Annotated in this window: 11 protein-coding genes; all 11 read left to right on the top strand. The window is 69.8% G+C overall.

All coding sequences use genetic code 11. The features are described from left to right. The first annotated feature begins 12 nt into the window (after positions 1-12). The 11 genes from QSK22_RS12665 (at position 13) to fusA (ending at position 19,261) form a co-directional block, all read left to right on the top strand. Positions 13-1,299, top strand: a complete 1,287-nt coding sequence (locus QSK22_RS12665) for an MCE family protein (protein ID WP_285494291.1) — start codon at positions 13-15, stop codon at positions 1,297-1,299. After that, a complete protein-coding gene (locus QSK22_RS12660) occupies positions 1,296-2,657 on the top strand; it encodes an MCE family protein (RefSeq protein WP_285494290.1) in 1,362 nt (453 codons plus the stop codon). The genes QSK22_RS12665 and QSK22_RS12660 overlap by 4 nt, the downstream gene beginning before the upstream one ends. Further along, complete coding sequence (locus QSK22_RS12655; RefSeq protein WP_285494289.1) at positions 2,654-4,156, top strand: MCE family protein; 1,503 nt, start codon at positions 2,654-2,656, stop codon at positions 4,154-4,156. Before QSK22_RS12660 ends, QSK22_RS12655 begins: the two co-directional genes overlap by 4 nt. Positions 4,157-4,227: 71 nt before the next feature. Beyond that, on the top strand, positions 4,228-4,749 hold the full coding sequence (locus QSK22_RS12650) for an Rv1363c family protein (RefSeq protein ID WP_285494288.1): 522 nt from the start codon (positions 4,228-4,230) through the stop codon (positions 4,747-4,749). Further along, positions 4,746-5,906 (top strand): Rv1363c family protein, encoded by a 1,161-nt coding sequence (locus QSK22_RS12645; RefSeq protein ID WP_285494287.1) that lies wholly within the window; start codon positions 4,746-4,748, stop codon positions 5,904-5,906. The genes QSK22_RS12650 and QSK22_RS12645 overlap by 4 nt, the downstream gene beginning before the upstream one ends. A gap of 478 nt (positions 5,907-6,384) precedes the next feature. Beyond that, positions 6,385-9,852, top strand: coding sequence for a DNA-directed RNA polymerase subunit beta (gene rpoB / locus QSK22_RS12640; RefSeq protein WP_285494286.1), 3,468 nt, complete (start codon positions 6,385-6,387; stop codon positions 9,850-9,852). A 20-nt stretch (positions 9,853-9,872) separates the two neighbouring features. Continuing rightward, positions 9,873-13,745, top strand: coding sequence for a DNA-directed RNA polymerase subunit beta' (locus tag QSK22_RS12635; protein WP_285494285.1), 3,873 nt, complete (start codon positions 9,873-9,875; stop codon positions 13,743-13,745). A gap of 424 nt (positions 13,746-14,169) precedes the next feature. After that, the gene (locus tag QSK22_RS12630; protein WP_285494284.1) at positions 14,170-15,705 is read left to right on the top strand and encodes a hypothetical protein; all 1,536 of its coding nucleotides are present in this window, start codon (positions 14,170-14,172) and stop codon (positions 15,703-15,705) included. Between the two features lie 559 nt (positions 15,706-16,264). Next, positions 16,265-16,639 (top strand): 30S ribosomal protein S12, encoded by a 375-nt coding sequence (gene rpsL / locus QSK22_RS12625; protein ID WP_019632621.1) that lies wholly within the window; start codon positions 16,265-16,267, stop codon positions 16,637-16,639. Then, positions 16,639-17,109: a 30S ribosomal protein S7 gene (gene rpsG, locus QSK22_RS12620; protein ID WP_285494283.1), complete on the top strand. Its 471-nt coding sequence runs from the start codon at positions 16,639-16,641 to the stop codon at positions 17,107-17,109. The genes rpsL and rpsG overlap by 1 nt, the downstream gene beginning before the upstream one ends. A gap of 40 nt (positions 17,110-17,149) precedes the next feature. Further along, on the top strand, positions 17,150-19,261 hold the full coding sequence (gene fusA / locus QSK22_RS12615) for an elongation factor G (RefSeq protein WP_285494282.1): 2,112 nt from the start codon (positions 17,150-17,152) through the stop codon (positions 19,259-19,261). Positions 19,262-19,288: the final 27 nt, after the last annotated feature.

Here is a 19,288-nt window from a genome sequence, read left to right as displayed (position 1 = left end):
AGGCAGGCATCCGTGCGTAACAAAGGGACCATCCTCCGCATCGGCGGCGTCGTCCTCGCCGTCGCCGTGCTGGCGGCCGTGCTCGTGTCGGTGTTGCACAAGCCCGAGCACAAGCACCTGACGGCGTACTTCACCCGGACGGTCGGCCTGTACCCGGGCGCCGACGTGCGGATCCTCGGCATCCCCGTCGGGGAGGTCACCGAGGTCACCCCGGTCGGCGCCTCGGTGCGGGTGAAGATGCGCTACGACGCCAAGTACAAGGTGCCCGCCGACGCCCAGGCCGTCATCGTCAACCAGACGCTGGTGTCCGACCGGTACGTGCAGCTCACCCCCGTCTACAAGGGCGGCGCGGTGATGGCCGACGGGGCGACGCTGGCGGTCAATCGCACGCAGGTGCCCGTCGAGGTCGACCAGGTCGGCTCCAGCCTGAACGAGCTGTCCAAGGCGCTCGGCCCGCAGGGCGCCAACTCGCAGGGCGCCCTGACGCGGCTGCTGCAGGTCGGCGCGGACACCCTGAACGGGCAGGGCGAGGACATCCGGCAGACGATCTCCGACACCTCCGAGCTGCTCAGCACGCTCAGCGAAGACCGCGGGGACGTGGCCGAGACCATCGAGAACCTGCGGATCATCACCCGGGCGCTCAAGGACAACGACACGCAGGTCAAGCAGTTCACCCAGCACCTGAGCGGAGTGTCGGCGCAGCTGTCGGCCGAGCGCGAGGAGCTGAGCGCGGCGCTCAACACGCTCGGGCCGACGCTGCGCAACGTGCAGCGGTTCGTCAAGGAGAACCGCGAGCAGCTGTCGGACAACGTGCGGCAGCTCGCGCAGATCACCGGCGTGCTGGTCAAGGAGAAGGACGCCCTGGCCGAGCTGCTGGAGACGGCGCCGCTGGCGATCAACAACCTGGGCCGCGCCTACGACCCGATCAGCGGCACCATCCACAACCGGGTGAACTTCCTGCAGTTCGACAATCTCGCCGACTGGCTGTGCTCGCTGGCCTACTCGGTCGGCACCCCCGCCAAGCAGTGCCTGGACTTCGTCACCCCCTACAACGGCATCGGCAAGGCGCTCAGCGGGCTGAGCCTCGACCTGTCCTGGATCACGGCGCTGACCACGCACTACGACCCCGAGCCGATCCCGGCGGACGCCTACGGCCCGAATGCGGGCTCGGGCTCGACCAAGAGCTCGTCGAGCACGTCGGCCAAGGCGAACGGCAAGACGAACGCCAAGACGAACCAGGCCAAGACCGCGAGCACGCGCAGGGACTTCACGGCCCTGCTGCCAGGAGGTGGCCGATGAGCAGGCGCCGAACCGAGCACGCGACCCGGGCGGGCCGCCGGACGGGCGCCGCGGCCGTCCGCAGGCTGGGCGCCGTCGCGCTGGCCGCCGCGGCGGCACTGTCGGGCTGCTCGTTCCGCGGCGTGGACTCGCTCCCGCTGCCGGGCGGCCCCGACCTCGGCCCCGACCCCCGCACCGTCAAGATCGAATTCTCCAATGTGCTGGATCTGGTGCCGCAGTCGGTGGTGAAGGTCAACGACGTGTCGGTCGGCAAGGTCGACAAGGTGGACCTGGCCGGCGGTCCCGGCGGCTGGCACGCGGTCGTCACCGTCAAGCTCCGCCGGGACGTGAAACTGGCCGACAACGCCGTCGCCTCGATCAACCAGACCAGCCTGCTGGGTGAGAAGTACGTTTCGCTGGCCAACCCGACGAATGAGACGCCGCGCGGCGAGCTCGGCTCGGGCGATGTGATCCCGCTGTCGCGCACCCGGCAGGGCACCGAGGTCGAGACGGTGCTGTCGGCGATGTCGATGCTGCTCAACAACGGCGGCCTGGAGCAGATCTCCACCATCACCCACGAGCTGAACGCGGCGATGAGCGGCCGCGAGCCGCAGATCCGGTCCGTGCTGAACCGGGTCGACACCTTCGTCGGCACCCTGGACCGCAACCGCACCGCGATCACCCGGGCGCTGGACAGCATCGACCGGCTGTCGGCCAAGCTGTCGGCCGAACGGCGCACCATCACCGATACCGCCGACCGCACCGGCCCGGCCGTCGAGATCCTGCGCCGCAACCGCGCCGACCTGACCAAGATGCTGGTCAGCCTCGACAAGCTCAGCCGCACCACCACCGATGTGCTGAACAAGTCGCACGCCGACATGGTGGCCAACCTCCGCGAGATCGACACGATCCTGCGCAACCTCAACAAGGCCGGCGAGAACCTGCCCAAGTCGCTGGAGACCCTGATGACGTTCCCGTTCCCGCCGACCTTCAGCAACGTCATCCGCGGCGACTACGGCAACGTCCGGCTCACCATCGACCTGGACTTCGAGAACATCGCCAAGAACCTGTTCGGCGGCACCGATCTGGAGAAGCTGGCCGACAGCGGCCGCCAGATGCGCGACATGCTCACCGTCCCGAACGTCACCCTGCCGCAGACGCCGCTCGGCGTGCTGCCGCAGACGGCAGGCGGCACCACCGGCGGCAGCGGCGGGCTGCCCGGGCTCCCGTCCTCCGGAAACACCGGCCAGACCGGCCAGACCGACCAGAGCAGCGGCCGGACGGGCAGCGGGCAGCGCAGCGGCGGGCAGAGCCGGCCGGGGGCGATGGCCCCGCAACAGCGCGATCTGGAGACCCTGATGACGGGGGGCCTGGCGTGATCCTCAAAACGGGCGTCAAGATCCAGCTGCTGGTCTTCGCGGTCATCACCGTGATCGGCGTGTACGTGGTGACGGTCAACTACATCGGGCTGGGCCGCGAGGTGTTCAACCGGCAGTACACCGCCTACGTCGACCTCACCGACGCCGGCGGCGTGTTCACCGGCGCCGAGGTGACCTATCGCGGCGTGGCGGTCGGCCGGGTCGGCCCGATCCAGCTCACCCGCGACGGCATCCGCGTCCGGCTGGACCTGGAGCGCGGCCGCTCCATCCCGCGCGACGGGCTGATCGCCGTGGTGGCCAACCGGTCCGCGGTCGGCGAGCAGTACATCGACCTGCAACCCGCCCGCAGCGGCCGTCCCTACCTGCACGAATACGTCAACGGACACCCGTACACGATCCCCCGGCAGAACACCCGGCTGCCGGTGTCCACCGCCGAGCTGCTGCGCAACGTCAACACGCTGATCGAGCGCAACAACCTCAAGCCGGAGAATCTGCGCACGATCGTCGACGAGCTGGACAAGGCGTTCTCCGGCTCGGCCGCCGACCTGCAGCAGATCCTGGACGACACCGACCGGCTGCTGAAGACCGCCGACGAGTCGTACCCGGCGACCAAGGAGCTGCTGGACAACAGCCGCACCGTGCTGAACACCCAGCGCAACCAGGGCGCCGACATCCGCGCCTTCGCCCGCAACCTCAACCAGCTCACCACCCAGCTGCGCCGCGACGACCCGGCCCTGCGCTCCACCATCGACGCGGCCCCGTCCACGGCCGACCAGCTCGACGCGACCATCGACGACCTGGCGCCGACCCTGCCGGTGCTGCTGGCCAACATGACCAGCACCGGGCAGGTCATCGCGTCCCGCCAGGACGGGCTGCGGTCGCTGTTCATCCTCTACCCGATTGCCGTGGCCGGGGCGTTCACCGTGACGCCGGGCGACGGCACCCAGCACCTCGGCCTGGCGCTCAACATCAACTCCCCGGCCCCCTGCACCAAGGGCTACGAGGGGACCCAGCGGCGCTGGCCCCAGTACACCGACTCCAAGGACCCGTCGCTGACGGCCGGGTGCAAGGAGCCCGCCGACTCCGACAAGGCCGTCCGGGGCAGCCGCAACTTCCCCAAGGACAGCATCCGCCCGTACCCGAAGGTCCCCGCGGGCGCCACCGACGGCGCCGGGTTCCCGCCCGGCGGCGCGGACGGCGACTCCGACGGCTCGGACGGGGCCAAGGCGTCCGGCGAGCAGAACAAGACCGAGGAGAACAAGACGGGGGAGACCAAGCAGGCCGCCGCGGGTGACGGCACCGATGTCCAGACGCAGAGCGCCGTCACCGTTCCGCTGGGCTCCACCCGGGTGGAACTCGCCGGGTACGATCCATCGACCGGATGGGTCTACGGGCCGGACGGCAAGCGTTACGGCATGGGCTGGACGGGCGGCCAGGCGCGCCTGCTCGGCGAGGCGGGCTGGAAGATGCTCTTGCTGGGCCCCCTGGGGCTGAACTGACCGGCCGAACCACCACGGGCCCGCACCGACCACAAAAGGCCGGGCCGAAGCCTGCGAAGGAGGCGACGCGATTGAGGTACGGCGCGACCGACGCGATCGACGCCAAGGCGTCGCGCGGCCGCCGGACCACCCTGTCCGTGCTCGGCGTGCTGGCCGTGGCGCTGGCCGTGGCGACGGGGGTGTTCGGCTACCGGTACTGGCGGGCGCAGGACGAGGAGAAGCAGCGCGCGGCCGCCGCCCAGGCCGCCCGGCAGACCGCCGTCAACCTGTCCAGCCTCGACTACCGCAACATCCAGAAGGGCATCGACCGGGTGCTGGCGGGGCTGACCGGCGACATTCGCAACCAGTGGGCCACCCAGGCCAAGACCGTCGCCGACGTCGCCACCAAGAACCAGTCGATGTCCCAGGTGCAGCAGGTGCGCGCCGGCGTGGTGTCGATGGACGGCGACTCCGCCGAGGTCATCGTGTCGATCACCTCGACCACCACCAGCCCGAAGGTGCCGCAGGGCGCGCCCCGGTACTACCGCTACTCGATGGATCTGACCCGTACCGACGGGCGCTGGCTCGTCTCGAACTTCGGGATTGTCCCATGACGATGCTCGGACGCAGGAAGCGCGACGCCGCCGAGAAGGCCAAGAAGGCGGAGAAGGCGCGGCGGCGCGCCGAGGAGGCGGCGCGCAAGGCCCGCGAGGCCGCCGAGGCCGCCGAGCGCGCGGCCCGCGAGGCGGCCGAGGCGGAGGCCGAGCAGGCGGAGGCCGAGACCGGGCCTGAGTCCGAGTCCAGGGCGCGGAGCAAGAGCAGGCCCGAGTCCGGCTCCAAGGCCGAGGACGGGGAGGCCCCTGAGGCCCCGGAGGCCGAGGGCGGCTCCGAGACGTCCGATAAGCCGGAAAAGCCCGCTGAGGCGTCCGAGAACAAGGGCGGCTCCGAAGACGGCGGCGACGCCTCCAAGGCCCCTGGGGACGCCGACAGCGCCGGGGAGGCGGACAAGAGCGGGCCGCGGGACCCCGGCGCGTCCGAGGCGGGCGACGAAGAGGCCGGCGACACGGAAACCGGCGACGAGGAAACCGAGGACGAGGAAGCCGGGGACGACGAGCCCGCCCTCACCAAGACCGAGACGACGGCGACGACGGCGGCGGAGACCGAGACCGACGCCGAGCAGGACGACGACGCCGAGCAGGACGACGACGCCGAGCAGGCCGAGGCCGACGGCGACGAGGAGGGCGCCGAGGAGAAGCGCGCCCCCGGACGGGTGCGGCGGTTCTTCCGGTCTGTGGCGTCCGCAGGTGTGCCCGGGTATGTCCTGATCGTCGTCAACGTGGCGCTCGTGGCGGGCCTGGTGTGGCTGGTGCCGGCCGTGAACCGGGCCGATGATCAGGAGGCGGCCGCCGACCAGGTGAAGTTCGCCGCGTCCCGGGCCGCCGAAGACCTGTCGTCGTACGACTACCGCACGATCGACGCCGACCTGAAGCGCGCCACCGAGCAGACCACCGGCGCGTTCAAGACCGAGTTCCAGCGGCTGACCGGCACGGTGCGGACGTCGGCCACCCAGCAGCAGGCGGTGGTCGAGGGCACCGCGGTCAAGACGGCCGTGGAGAGCGTCGACGGCGACCGGGCCGTCGCGCTGGTGTTCCTCAACCAGCAGACCGCCAAGGAGAGCAGCGGCCAGCGCACACCGAGCCAGTTCTCGATGCGCCTGGTCATGCGCAAGATCGGCGACCGCTGGCTGGTCTCCGAGCTGCAGATGCTCTGACCCCGGCCCCGCGCGCGGCCGGACGGTGCGTCCGGCCGCGCCATCCCGCCGCGCACCCCTCTCGCGCCCGCCTCCGCCGGGCGCGAGTTTGCTCTTGGCCGGGCTCGGTGGTTTCCTGGATCGCCGATTGGGACCCGGCGGGGCGCGGACGCCCCCGGGCTACCGGCGGGTAGGGGGCCGAATCCTAAACTATGGCCTTCCTCACTGCAGGTCAGAGCCCGAAAAGTCCAAGTCCGCTCTTGACTCGGGGCCGCTGAGGAGCGATGCTCCATGGCAGTTGTGATGCATACAGCGGCGCTAGACTTGCATGCGGTGTAGTGGTCGGCTACACTGCCCCTTTGCGCTGCCCTCTGACTATCCATGTGCTGAACATCCCCGTCATGTCCCGCTTTGCGGGCGCTGCACCGGGGTGTCCAGCACCTGGATCGTCTGGCGTGCGCGTCATCTGTTACGCCGCGAGCCCTCGGAAGGACCACTCTTGGCAGCCTCGCGCAACGCCTCGAATACCGCAACCGGTCCGCACCGCGTCTCCTTCGCGCGCATCAAGGAGCCGCTCGAAGTCCCGGACCTCCTCGCGCTGCAGACCCAATCGTTTGACTGGCTGCTGGGCAACGAGAGGTGGAAGGCCCGGGTCGAGGCGGCCCAGAAGGCCGGTAGTAAGAGTGTCCCGACGCAGTCGGGCCTTGAGGAGATCTTCGAGGAGATCAGTCCCATCGAGGACTTCTCCGGGACCATGTCGCTGTCGTTCCGGGACCACCGCTTCGAGCCGCCCAAGTACTCCGTCGAGGAGTGCAAGGACAAGGACATGACCTACTCCGCCCCGATGTTCGTCACGGCGGAGTTCATCAACAACACCACCGGTGAGATCAAGAGCCAGACGGTGTTCATGGGCGACTTCCCGCTCATGACCCCCAAGGGCACCTTCATCATCAACGGCACCGAGCGGGTGGTGGTCTCCCAGCTGGTCCGCTCGCCCGGCGTGTACTTCGACCGCGCCCTGGACAAGGCGTCCGACAAGGACATCTACGGGTGCAAGGTCATCCCCAGCCGCGGCGCCTGGCTGGAGTTCGAAATCGACAAGCGCGACAACGTGGGCGTGCGCATCGACCGCAAGCGCAAGCAGCCGGTGACCGTGCTGCTCAAGGCGCTGGGCTGGGACGAGGCCCGCATCCGCGAGCGGTTCGGCGGCTACGAGTCGATCAACGTCACCCTGGAGAAGGACCACACCTCCGGCCAGGACGACGCGCTGCTGGACATCTACCGCAAGCTGCGGCCGGGCGAGCCGCCGACCAAAGAGTCGGCGCAGACCCTGCTGGAGAACCTGTACTTCAACCCCAAGCGCTACGACCTGGCCAAGGTCGGCCGCTACAAGGTGAACAAGAAGCTCGGTCTGGACCTGGACATGAACACCGGGACCCTGACCGAGGACGACATCGTGGCCACCATCGAGTACCTCGTCCGGCTGCACGCCGGCGAGGAGGAGGCCACCGTCGGCGTGGTGCCGGTGCCGATCGAGGTCGACGACATCGACCACTTCGGCAACCGCCGCCTGCGCACCGTCGGCGAGCTGATCCAGAACCAGGTCCGGCTGGGCCTGGCCCGCATGGAGCGGGTCGTCCGCGAGCGGATGACCACCCAGGACGTCGAGGCGATCACGCCGCAGACGCTGATCAACATCCGGCCGGTCGTCGCCTCCATCAAGGAGTTCTTCGGCACCAGCCAGCTGTCGCAGTTCATGGACCAGACCAACCCGCTGGCCGGGCTGACCCACAAGCGGCGCCTGAACGCGCTGGGGCCGGGCGGTCTGTCCCGTGAGCGCGCGGGCATGGAGGTCCGCGACGTCCACCCGTCGCACTACGGCCGCATGTGCCCGATCGAGACGCCGGAAGGCCCGAACATCGGCCTGATCGGCTCGCTGGCCGCCTTCGGCCGGGTCAACCCGTTCGGCTTCGTCGAGACCCCGTATCGCCGGGTGGTCGACGGCCGGGTCACCGACGAGATCGACTACCTGACCGCCGACGAAGAGGACCGCTACGTCATCGCGCAGGCCAACTCGCCGATGACCGAGGACGGCCGCTTCGCCGAGGACCGCGTCCTGGTCCGCAAGAAGGGCGGCGAGGTCGAGCTGGTGCCGCCGGGCGAGGTCCAGTACATCGACGTGTCGGCGCGGCAGATGACCTCCGTGGCCACCGCCATGATCCCGTTCCTGGAGCACGACGACGCCAACCGGGCGCTGATGGGCTCCAACATGCAGCGCCAGGCGGTGCCGCTGCTGCGCAGCGAGGCGCCGCTGGTCGGCACCGGCATGGAGTACCGCGCCGCGACCGACGCCGGCGACGTGATCCTGGCCGAGAAGGCCGGCGTGGTGGAGGAGGTCTCCGCCGACTACGTCACCGTCATGAACGACGACGGCACCCGCACCACCTACCGGATCGCCAAGTTCAAGCGGTCCAACCAGGGCACCTGCTTCAACCAGAAGCCCATCGTGGACGAGGGGCAGCGGGTCGAGGTCGGGCAGGTCATCGCCGACGGTCCGTGCACCGACAACGGCGAGATGGCGCTCGGCAAGAACCTGCTGGTGGCGTTCATGCCCTGGGAGGGGCACAACTACGAGGACGCGATCATCCTGTCCCAGCGCCTGGTGCAGGACGACGTGCTCAGCTCGATCCACATCGAGGAGCACGAGGTCGACGCCCGCGACACCAAGCTGGGCCCCGAGGAGATCACCCGGGACATCCCGAACGTCTCCGAGGAGGTGCTGGCCGACCTCGACGAGCGCGGCATCATCCGCATCGGCGCCGACGTCGTCCCCGGCGACATCCTGGTCGGCAAGGTCACCCCGAAGGGCGAGACCGAGCTGACCCCCGAGGAGCGGCTGCTGCGCGCCATCTTCGGTGAGAAGGCCCGCGAGGTCCGCGACACCTCGCTGAAGGTGCCGCACGGCGAGCAGGGCAAGGTCATCGGCGTCCGGGTGTTCTCCCGCGAGGAGGGCGACGAGCTGCCCCCGGGCGTCAACGAGCTGGTCCGGGTGTACGTCGCGCAGAAGCGCAAGATCACCGACGGGGACAAGCTGGCCGGCCGGCACGGCAACAAGGGCGTCATCTCCAAGGTGCTGCCGGTCGAGGACATGCCGTTCCTGGAGGACGGCACCCCGGTCGACATCATCCTCAACCCGCTGGGCGTGCCCGGCCGGATGAACGTCGGCCAGGTGCTGGAGACCCACCTGGGCTGGGTCGCCAGCCAGGGGTGGAAGATCGAGGGCGACGACGCCGAGTGGAAGCGGACGCTGCGCGCGCTCGGCGCCGCGGAGGCGCCGCCGTGGACCAAGACCGCCACGCCGGTGTTCGACGGCGCCCGCGAGGACGACGTCACCGGGCTGATCGAGAGCACCCTGCCCAACCGGGACGGCATGCGCCTGGTCGGGCCGGGCGGCAAGGCGCGGCTGTTCGACGGCCGCACCGGCGAGCCGTACAAGGACCCTATCTCGGTCGGCTACATCTACATCCTCAAGCTGCTCCACCTGGTCGATGACAAGATCCACGCTCGCTCGACCGGCCCCTACTCCATGATCACGCAGCAGCCGCTGGGCGGTAAGGCGCAGTTCGGCGGCCAGCGCTTCGGTGAGATGGAGGTGTGGGCGCTGGAGGCGTACGGCGCCGCCTACGCCCTGCAGGAGCTGCTGACCATCAAGTCCGACGACGTCCTCGGCCGGGTCAAGGTCTACGAGGCCATCGTCAAGGGCGAGAACATCCCCGAGCCCGGCATTCCCGAGTCCTTCAAGGTGCTCATCAAGGAGATGCAGTCGTTGTGCCTCAACGTCGAGGTGCTGTCCAGCGACGGCATGTCCATCGAGATGCGCGACACCGACGAGGACGTCTTCCGCGCCGCGGAGGAGCTCGGCATCGACCTGTCCCGGCGTGAGCCGAGCAGTGTCGAAGAGGTCTGATCAACTCAAGGGGAAAACTGTTGCTTGACGTCAACTTCTTCGACGAGCTTCGCATCGGTCTGGCGACCGCCGACGACATCCGCCAGTGGTCCCACGGCGAGGTGAAGAAGCCGGAGACGATCAACTACCGGACCCTCAAGCCGGAGAAGGACGGGCTCTTCTGCGAGAAGATCTTCGGCCCGACCCGGGACTGGGAGTGCTACTGCGGCAAGTACAAGCGCGTCCGGTTCAAGGGCATCATCTGTGAGCGCTGCGGCGTCGAGGTGACCCGCGCCAAGGTGCGGCGCGAGCGGATGGGCCACATCGAGCTGGCCGCGCCGGTCACCCACATCTGGTACTTCAAGGGCGTCCCATCGCGGCTGGGCTACCTGCTGGACCTGGCCCCCAAGGACCTCGAGAAGATCATCTACTTCGCCGCGTACATGATCACCAGCGTGGACACCGAGCGCCGCGAGCGCGACCTGCCCACGCTGGAGGCGCACATCTCGGTGGAGCGCCAGCAGATCGAGCAGGCCCGCGACGCCCAGATCGAGGCCCGCCAGCAGAAGCTGGAGGCCGACCTGGCGGAGCTGGAGGAGGCCGGGGCCAAGGCCGACCAGAAGCGCAAGCTGCGCGACAGCGCCGAGCGGGAGATGAAGCAGCTGCGCGACCGGGCGCAGCGCGAGCTGGACCGCCTGGAGGAGGTCTGGACGAGGTTCAAGAACCTCAAGGTCCAGGACCTCGAGGGCGACGAGCTGCTCTACCGCGAGATGCGCGACCGCTTCGGCAAGTACTTCGAGGGCGGCATGGGCGCCGCGGCCATCCAGGCGCGGCTGCAGAACTTCGACCTGGAGGCCGAGGCCGAGAAGCTGCGCGAGACCATCCGCACCGGCAAGGGCCAGAAGAAGGCCCGCGCGCTCAAGCGGCTGAAGGTCGTCTCGGCGTTCCTCAACACCCGCAACAGCCCGCTGGGCATGGTGCTGGACTGCATCCCGGTGATCCCGCCGGACCTGCGTCCGATGGTCCAGCTGGACGGCGGCCGGTTCGCCACGTCCGACCTGAACGACCTGTACCGGCGCGTCATCAACCGGAACAACCGGCTCAAGCGGCTGCTCGACCTGGGCGCGCCCGAGATCATCGTCAACAACGAGAAGCGGATGCTGCAGGAGGCCGTCGACGCGCTGTTCGACAACGGCCGCCGCGGCCGCCCGGTCACCGGGCCGGGCAACCGTCCGCTCAAGTCGCTGTCGGACATGCTCAAGGGCAAGCAGGGCCGGTTCCGCCAGAACCTGCTGGGCAAGCGCGTCGACTACTCCGGCCGTTCGGTCATCGTGGTCGGCCCGCAGCTCAAGCTGCACCAGTGCGGCCTGCCCAAGCAGATGGCGCTGGAGCTGTTCAAGCCGTTCGTGATGAAGCGCCTGGTCGACCTGAACCACGCGCAGAACATCAAGTCCGCCAAGCGGATGGTCGAGCGCGCCCGCCCGGTGGTGTGGGACGTGCTGGAAGAGGTCATCACCGAGCACCCGGTGCTGCTCAACCGCGCGCCCACCCTGCACCGCCTGGGCATCCAGGCGTTCGAGCCGCAGCTGGTGGAGGGCAAGGCGATCCAGATCCACCCGCTGGTCTGCACCGCGTTCAACGCCGACTTCGACGGCGACCAGATGGCGGTGCACCTGCCGCTGTCGGCCGAGGCGCAGGCCGAGGCGCGGATCCTGATGCTGTCCACCAACAACATCCTCAAGCCGTCGGACGGCAAGCCGGTCACCATGCCCACCCAGGACATGGTCATCGGGCTGTACTGGCTGACCACCGAGGCCGAGGGCGCACTCGGCGAGGGCCGCGCGTTCTCCTCGGTCGCCGAGGCGATCATGGCCTACGACCGCGGTGAGCTGGACCTGCAGGCGATGATCTCGGTGCGGCTCAAGGACGTCCCGCCGCCGCGCGGCTGGCAGGCGCCCGAGGGCTACGAGCCGGGTCGGCCGTACCGGCTGGAGACCACGCTCGGCCGCTGCCTGTTCAACGAGACGCTGCCGAACGACTTCCCGTTCGTCAACTACGAGGTCGGCAAGAAGCAGCTGTCGGCGATCGTCAACCAGCTGGCCGAGAACTACCCCAAGGTCGAGGTGGCGGCGGCGCTGGACGAGCTGAAGAGCACCGGCTTCCACTGGGCGACCCGGTCCGGCACGACCATCGCGATCGAGGACGTGGTGGTCCCGCCGAACAAGCAGGAGATCCTGGTCACCTACGAACAGCGCGCCGACAAGGTGCAGCGGGAGTTCAACCGCGGCCTGATCACCGACGACGAGCGCCGGCAGGAGCTCATCGAGATCTGGAACAAGGCGACCGCGGACGTGGCCGCCGACATGGAGGCGGCGTTCCCCAAGACCAACCCGGTCTGGATGATGATCCAGTCGGGTGCCCGGGGCAACCCGCTGCAGCTGCGCCAGATCGCCGGCATGCGCGGCCTGGTCTCCAACCCCAAGGGCGAGACCATCCCGCGGCCGATCAAGTCGTCCTACCGCGAGGGCCTGTCGGTGGTGGAGTTCTTCATCTCCACCCACGGCACCCGCAAGGGGCTGGCCGACACCGCGCTGCGCACCGCCGACTCGGGTTACCTGACCCGGCGTCTGGTGGACGTGGCGCAGGACGTCATCGTCCGCGAGGAGGACTGCGGCACCGACCGCACCATCCCGTTCCGGGTGGCCGAGCGGGACGCCGCGGGCAACCTGGTCAAGCCGGCCAACGCCGAGACCAGCCTGATCGGCCGGACCATCGCCGAGGACATCGAGGTCGACGGCACGGTGATCGTGCAGGCCGGCACCGACCTGTCGGACGCGGTGCTGACCCGGCTGATCGAGGCCGGCGTGGAGGAGGTGCGCACCCGCAGCGCCCTGGTCTGCGAGGCCAAGATCGGCGTGTGCGCCGCCTGCTACGGCCGCAGCCTGGCCACCGGCAACCGGGTGGACGTCGGCGAGGCCGTCGGCATCATCGCCGCCCAGTCCATCGGCGAGCCCGGCACCCAGCTGACCATGCGAACCTTCCACACCGGTGGTGTCGCCGGTGCGGACATCACGCACGGTCTGCCGCGTGTGCAGGAGCTGTTCGAGGCCCGCGTGCCCAAGGGCGTGGCCCCGATCAGCGAGGTCGCCGGCCGGGTCAAGATCGACGAGACGGAGAAGACCCGCAAGGTCGTCATCGTCCCCGACGACGGCTCCGACGAGATCGCCTACCCGGTGCCGATGCGTTCGCGCCTGCTGGTCAAGGAGGGCGAGCACGTCGAGGTCGGCCAGAAGCTGATCGCCGGTGTGGTCAACCCGCACGAGGTGCTGCGCATCCTCGGCCCGCGCGCCGTGCAGCTGCACCTGGTGCAGGAGGTCCAGGACGTCTACCGCTCGCAGGGTGTGTCGATCCACGACAAGCACATCGAGGTGATCGTCCGCCAGATGCTCAAGCGGGTGAACATCCTGGAGTCGGGCGACACCGAGCTGCTGCCCGGCGACCTGGTGGAGCGTCCGCTGTTCGAGGAGACCAACCGCAACGTGGTCGCCGAGGGCGGCACGCCCGCCGCGGGCCGTCCCGTCCTCATGGGCATCACCAAGGCCTCGCTGGCCACCGAGTCGTGGCTGTCGGCGGCCTCCTTCCAGGAGACCACCCGGGTCCTCACCGAGGCGGCCATGCACGCCAAGAGCGACCCGCTGCTGGGCCTGAAGGAGAACGTCATCATCGGTAAGCTCATCCCGGCCGGTACCGGCATGCCGCAGTACCGCAACGTCCGGGTCGAGCCGACCGAGGAGGCCAAGGCGGCGGTGTACTCCGTCGGCTCCTACGACGACGGCGCCGAGTACGCCTTCGGGCAGGGCTCCGGCGAGGCCGTCCCGCTGGAGGAGTACGACTTCGGCCAGTACAACCGGTAACGGCCGCACGGTCGTGTCGAGGCCGCCCCGATCGCGGATCGGGGCGGCCTTTCGCCTTTTCCGGCGCGTGCCACTGGGGCGGGGGAGATCGGTGGGGCGCGGGCGGGGATAGGATCGTGAGTCTCCGGTGCGCGACCGGAATCCGGGGCGCTGTCTGCTCGCGGCGCGGTGCTCCGGTGCTGTTGTCGCGAAGGCCGTCTCGCCGGGGCTCCGGCGGGGCGGTCTTCACCGCGTCTTTCGCCGCGTCCGGTGGCGGTGCGCGACGCCGGCGCCACGGCGGGTGCTGGTGATTTGCGATAGACCGGCCGATCGGGGCAGGCTGGGGCAGGAAGGGACCGGGCGGGGTCGAACGGCCACGTCCGGGAGCGCGGAAAGGTCCGGGCGTGGAGAGGTCCGGGACGACGGCACTGAAGGAGCCCCCACGATGACCGAGCATGACGGCACGCAGGGACCGCAGCCGCCGTCGCCGGGCGACCAGGAGTCGCCCGAGGCGCCGGGCGGGCGGTCCGCAGGGCAGCAGCCGGGGCGGCCGATGGGCGACCGGACCGTGGTGTTCGGCGCACCGCAGCTCGGCGGCGCCGCCGGAGGCGGCCGCCACGCCGCGCCCCAGGACCAGGGGCAGCAGCCCCCGGCGCAGCAGCCGCAGCCCCAGCAGCCGCAGCCCCAGCAGCCGCAGCAGGGCGGTACGCCCCCGCCTCCGCCGCCGACCATGGTCGAGCCGCTGCAGCAGTTCGGGCAGGGGCAGGAGCAGCCGCAGGCGCCGTACGGGCAGCAGCAGGCCGCGCCGGGCCAGCAGCAGGCGCCCGGTCAGCAGCACCAGCAGGCGCCGTACGGGCAGCAGGCCCAGGGGCCGGCCGGGTACACCCCGCCTCAGGCGCCGCCCCAGCCGCCCTACGGCCAGCAGCCGTATCCGCAGCAGCCGTACGCCCAGCAGCAGGGCTACGGGCAGCAGCCCGAGCAGCAGCAGTACGGGCAGCCCCAATACGGCCAGCCGCAGCCGGCGTACAACCCCGCGCAGGACCTCTACTCCCCGCCGCCGCAGGTGCAGCAGCACCAGCAGCAGCAGGCCCAGCAACAGCAGCAGCCGCAGCAGCAGTCCGAGGGCGGCGAGGGCGGCGAGCGCACCCTGATCGTCCCCGGTCCGGGGGCCGGCGCGCCCGAGGCCGACAGGCCCCGGCCCGTCGCCGGCGACCAGGCCACCACCGCGTGGTCGCCCGGCACCGACATCCCCGTGGCGACGGGGCCCGAGCGCAGGCAGCCGGAGGCGCAGGGCGAGCCGTGGCAGGCCCCGACGCCGCCGTCCACCCCCGAGCCGTGGGCGCCCCAGGACGACAAGCAGGGCGTCGACTCCGCCCGCACCCTGATGGTGCCGCCTCCCGAGGCCGGGGCGGGCACCGCCTCGTCGGGCGAGGAGCACCCGGCCGCGCCGTACGGCGCCGCCCAGGGGCAGCACGAGCAGTCCGGCGGTGAGGACGCGCGGTCGACGCAGGCCTTCAGCAACCCCGCCGGAGCCGGCACCGATGGCGCCACGCGCATGGACATCGGCCAGCAGCAGTGGGGCCGGCAGGGCCAGGCCCAGCAGGGGCAGTTCGGTCAGCAGGGCTACGGGCAGGGTGAGCAGCAGCAGTACGGCCAGCAGGCCGCGTACGGCCAGCAGCAGGGCCCGTACGGCGGGCAGCAGCAGAACCCGTACGGGCAGCCGGAGGGGCAGCAGCAACAGCAGTACGGGCAGCAGGCTTACGGCCAGCAGCAGGGGCAGCAGGGCCAGTACGGCCAGCAGGCTCCGGCCCAGTACGGGCAGCAGGGGCAGTACGGCCGGCAGCAGGGCGGCTACCCCGGCTACGGCGCCGCGGGCGGTTCGGACGACAAGGGCGGCAAGGGCGGCAAGACGCTCTACATCGTCGGCGGCGTGGCCGTCCTGGTGATCCTCATCGTGCTGATCGTCGCCTTCGTGATGTAGCGGACGCGGCGACCGGGGCCGGGATGCCGGCGCGGTCGCCGCGGCCTCCACGGCTTCCCCCGCAAAGGCGCTGATTCCGGGCCCCGGGGGACGAAACAAACAAGCTGCAAAAATTCGGTGACAATCCGGCGTTTCACTCGCGCTCGGGCGGTTACCCATAACGAGCGCGGCCGTGCACGTCACACCGGTTCCAGCGGCCCGGTACTTGCGCCGGAGGGGGCCGGCGCGATAGTGCGGAACTCGCTTTGCACTTTGGCGCGGGGCTGGGTAGTCTCTTGCTTCGCGCCCGCCGGTGTGCGGGCCGATCCGCGTGCGCACCGGCAAGGCCCAGGTGCCAGGGCCGGCGCCGCGAAACACTCCCCGGCTTGTTTCGGCCCCCTGGGGCCGGGCGGTCGTGTGTGGCCAAGCAGAGTGCGACACGCCCGACCGCGTGGGTCGGAGAGGTCGGGAAACCGGCAGGTCACAGCCTCGTCAGAGGTGGTGATGACGGGTTCCGTGCGAGCGGAATCCACCCCAGAACGAACACATACCGGCTCGGTACGAGGAAGACGGAGACGCGGTGCCCACGATCCAGCAGCTGGTCCGCAAGGGCCGCCAGGACAAGGTGACCAAGAACAAGACGCCCGCGCTGAAGGGCAGCCCGCAGCGCCGGGGTGTCTGCACGCGCGTCTACACCACGACGCCCAAGAAGCCGAACTCCGCGCTTCGCAAGGTCGCTCGTGTCCGGCTGACCAGCGGGATCGAGGTGACCGCCTACATCCCCGGGGTCGGCCACAACCTGCAGGAGCACTCCATCGTGCTCGTGCGCGGCGGTCGTGTGAAGGACCTCCCGGGCGTTCGTTACAAGATCATCCGCGGTTCGCTGGACACCCAGGGCGTGCGGAACCGCAAGCAGGCGCGCAGCCGCTACGGCGCGAAGAAGGAGAAGAGCTGATGCCGCGCAAGGGCCCTGCTGGCAAGCGCCAGCTCATCGCCGACCCGGTGTACAACTCGCCGCTGGTCACCGCGCTCATCAACAAGGTGCTCCTGGACGGCAAGCGCTCGCTGGCGCAGCGCATCGTCTACGACGCCCTGGAGGGCTGCCGCGAGAAGACCGGCAACGACCCTGTCGTCACGCTCAAGCGCGCCCTCGACAACGTCAAGCCGACCATCGAGGTCAAGAGCCGTCGCGTCGGTGGCGCGACCTACCAGGTCCCGGTGGAGGTGCGGCCGGCCCGCAGCACCACGCTGGCGCTGCGCTGGCTGGTGCAGTACGCCCGGCAGCGCCGCGAGAAGACCATGACCGAGCGGCTGATGAACGAGCTGCTGGACGCGAGCAACGGACTCGGCGCCTCGGTGAAGAAGCGCGAGGACACGCACAAGATGGCGGAGTCCAACAAGGCGTTCGCCCACTACCGCTGGTGACCGCGGTCACCGACCCACTACGACTTACGCGAGGACGACAGTGGCTACCAAGACCGGTGTAGACCTGGCCAAGGTCCGCAACATCGGGATCATGGCCCATATCGACGCGGGCAAGACCACGACGACCGAGCGGATCCTGTACTACACGGGCATCAGCTACAAGATCGGCGAGGTCCACGACGGCGCCGCCACCATGGACTACATGGAGCAGGAGCAGGAGCGGGGGATCACCATCACCTCCGCCGCGACCACCTGCACCTGGCCGGTCGACGACGTCAAGCACACCATCAACATCATCGACACGCCGGGCCACGTCGACTTCACCATCGAGGTCGAGCGGTCGCTGCGGGTCCTGGACGGCGCGGTCGCGGTGTTCGACGGTGTGGCCGGCGTCGAGCCGCAGTCGGAGACCGTCTGGCGTCAGGCCGACCGCTACGGCGTCCCGCGGATCTGCTTCGTCAACAAGCTCGACCGGGTCGGCGCCGAGTTCCACCGCTGCGTCGACATGATCCGTGACCGGCTGCAGGCCACCCCGCTGGCCATGCAGCTGCCGATCGGCGCCGAGGCCGACTTCCGGGGCGTCGTCGACCTGGTCACGATGAAGGCCCTCCTGTGGAACGAGGAGGCCAAGCTCGGCGAGATGTACGACGTCGTGGACATCCCCGACACCCACGTCGAGATCGCCCGCGAGTGGCACGACAAGCTGATCGAGACCCTCGCCGAGAACGACGACGAGATCATGGAGCTGTACCTGGAGGGCACCGAGCCCACCGTGGAGCAGCTCTACCCGGCGATCCGGCGCGCCACCATCGCGGGCAACGTGACCCCGGTGCTGTGCGGCACGGCGTTCAAGAACAAGGGCGTGCAGCCGCTGCTGGACGCGATCGTCCGCTACCTGCCCTCGCCGCTGGACGTGGAGGCCATCGAGGGGCACGCGGTTCGCGACGAGGAGACCACGCTGGCCCGCAAGCCCAGCGAGGAGGAGCCCTTCTCCGCGCTGGCCTTCAAGATCGTGTCCGACCCGCACCTGGGCAAGCTGACCTTCATCCGCGTCTACTCGGGCGTCCTGGAGTCCGGCTCCCAGGTCCTGAACTCCGTCAAGGAGCGCAGGGAGCGGATCGGCAAGATCTACCGGATGCACGCCAACAAGCGTGAGGAGATCGACCGGGTCGGCGCCGGCGACATCGTCGCGGTGATGGGTCTCAAGCAGACCACCACCGGCGAGACGCTGTGCGACGACAAGGACCCGATCGTCCTGGAGTCGATGACCTTCCCGGCTCCGGTCATCCACGTGGCGATCGAGCCGAAGACCAAGGCCGACCAGCAGAAGCTGTCCACGGCGATCCAGCGGCTGGCCGAGGAGGACCCGTCCTTCCAGGTCCGCACCGACGAGGACACCGGCCAGACGGTGATCTCCGGCATGGGCGAGCTGCACCTGGAGATCCTGGTCGACCGCATGAAGCGGGAGTTCAAGGTCGACGCCAACGTCGGCAAGCCGCAGGTGGCCTACCGGGAGACGATCACCAAGAAGGTGGAGAAGGTCGAGTACACCCACAAGAAGCAGACGGGTGGCTCGGGCCAGTTCGGCCGCGTGATCATCGACCTGGAGCCGCTGGGCGAGGGCAACGACGGCTACGAGTTCGAGAACAAGGTCACCGGTGGGCGCATCCCGCGGGAGTACATCCCGTCGGTGGACGCCGGCTGCCAGGAGGCGGCCGAGTTCGGTGTGCTCGCCGGTTACCCGATGGTGGGTGTGAAGGTCACCCTCCAGGACGGCGCCTACCACGAGGTCGACTCCTCGGAGATGGCCTTCAAGGTCGCCGGTTCCATGGCGTTCAAGGAGGCCGCCCGCAGGGCGGCGCCGACGCTGCTGGAGCCGCTGATGGCGGTCGAGGTCACCACCCCCGAGGACAACATGGGCGATGTCATCGGTGACCTCAACAGCCGGCGCGGTCAGGTCCAGGCCATGGACGAGCGCGCGGGGATGCGGGTCGTCAAGGCGCTCGTGCCCCTCTCGGAGATGTTCGGCTACGTGGGCGACCTGCGCAGCAAGACCCAGGGCCGGGCGGTCTTCACGATGCAGTTCGACTCCTACGCGGAGGTGCCCAGCAACGTCGCGCAGGAGATCATCGCCAAGGCGCGGGGCGAGTAGCACCCGAGCCCGAGGTCACCAGCCAGC

It is taken from the genome of Actinomadura sp. NBRC 104425, from assembly GCF_030269545.1.
Classification (GTDB): Bacteria; Actinomycetota; Actinomycetes; order Streptosporangiales; family Streptosporangiaceae; genus Spirillospora; species Spirillospora keratinilytica.
This window is presented reverse-complemented; position numbering and strand designations above follow the sequence as displayed.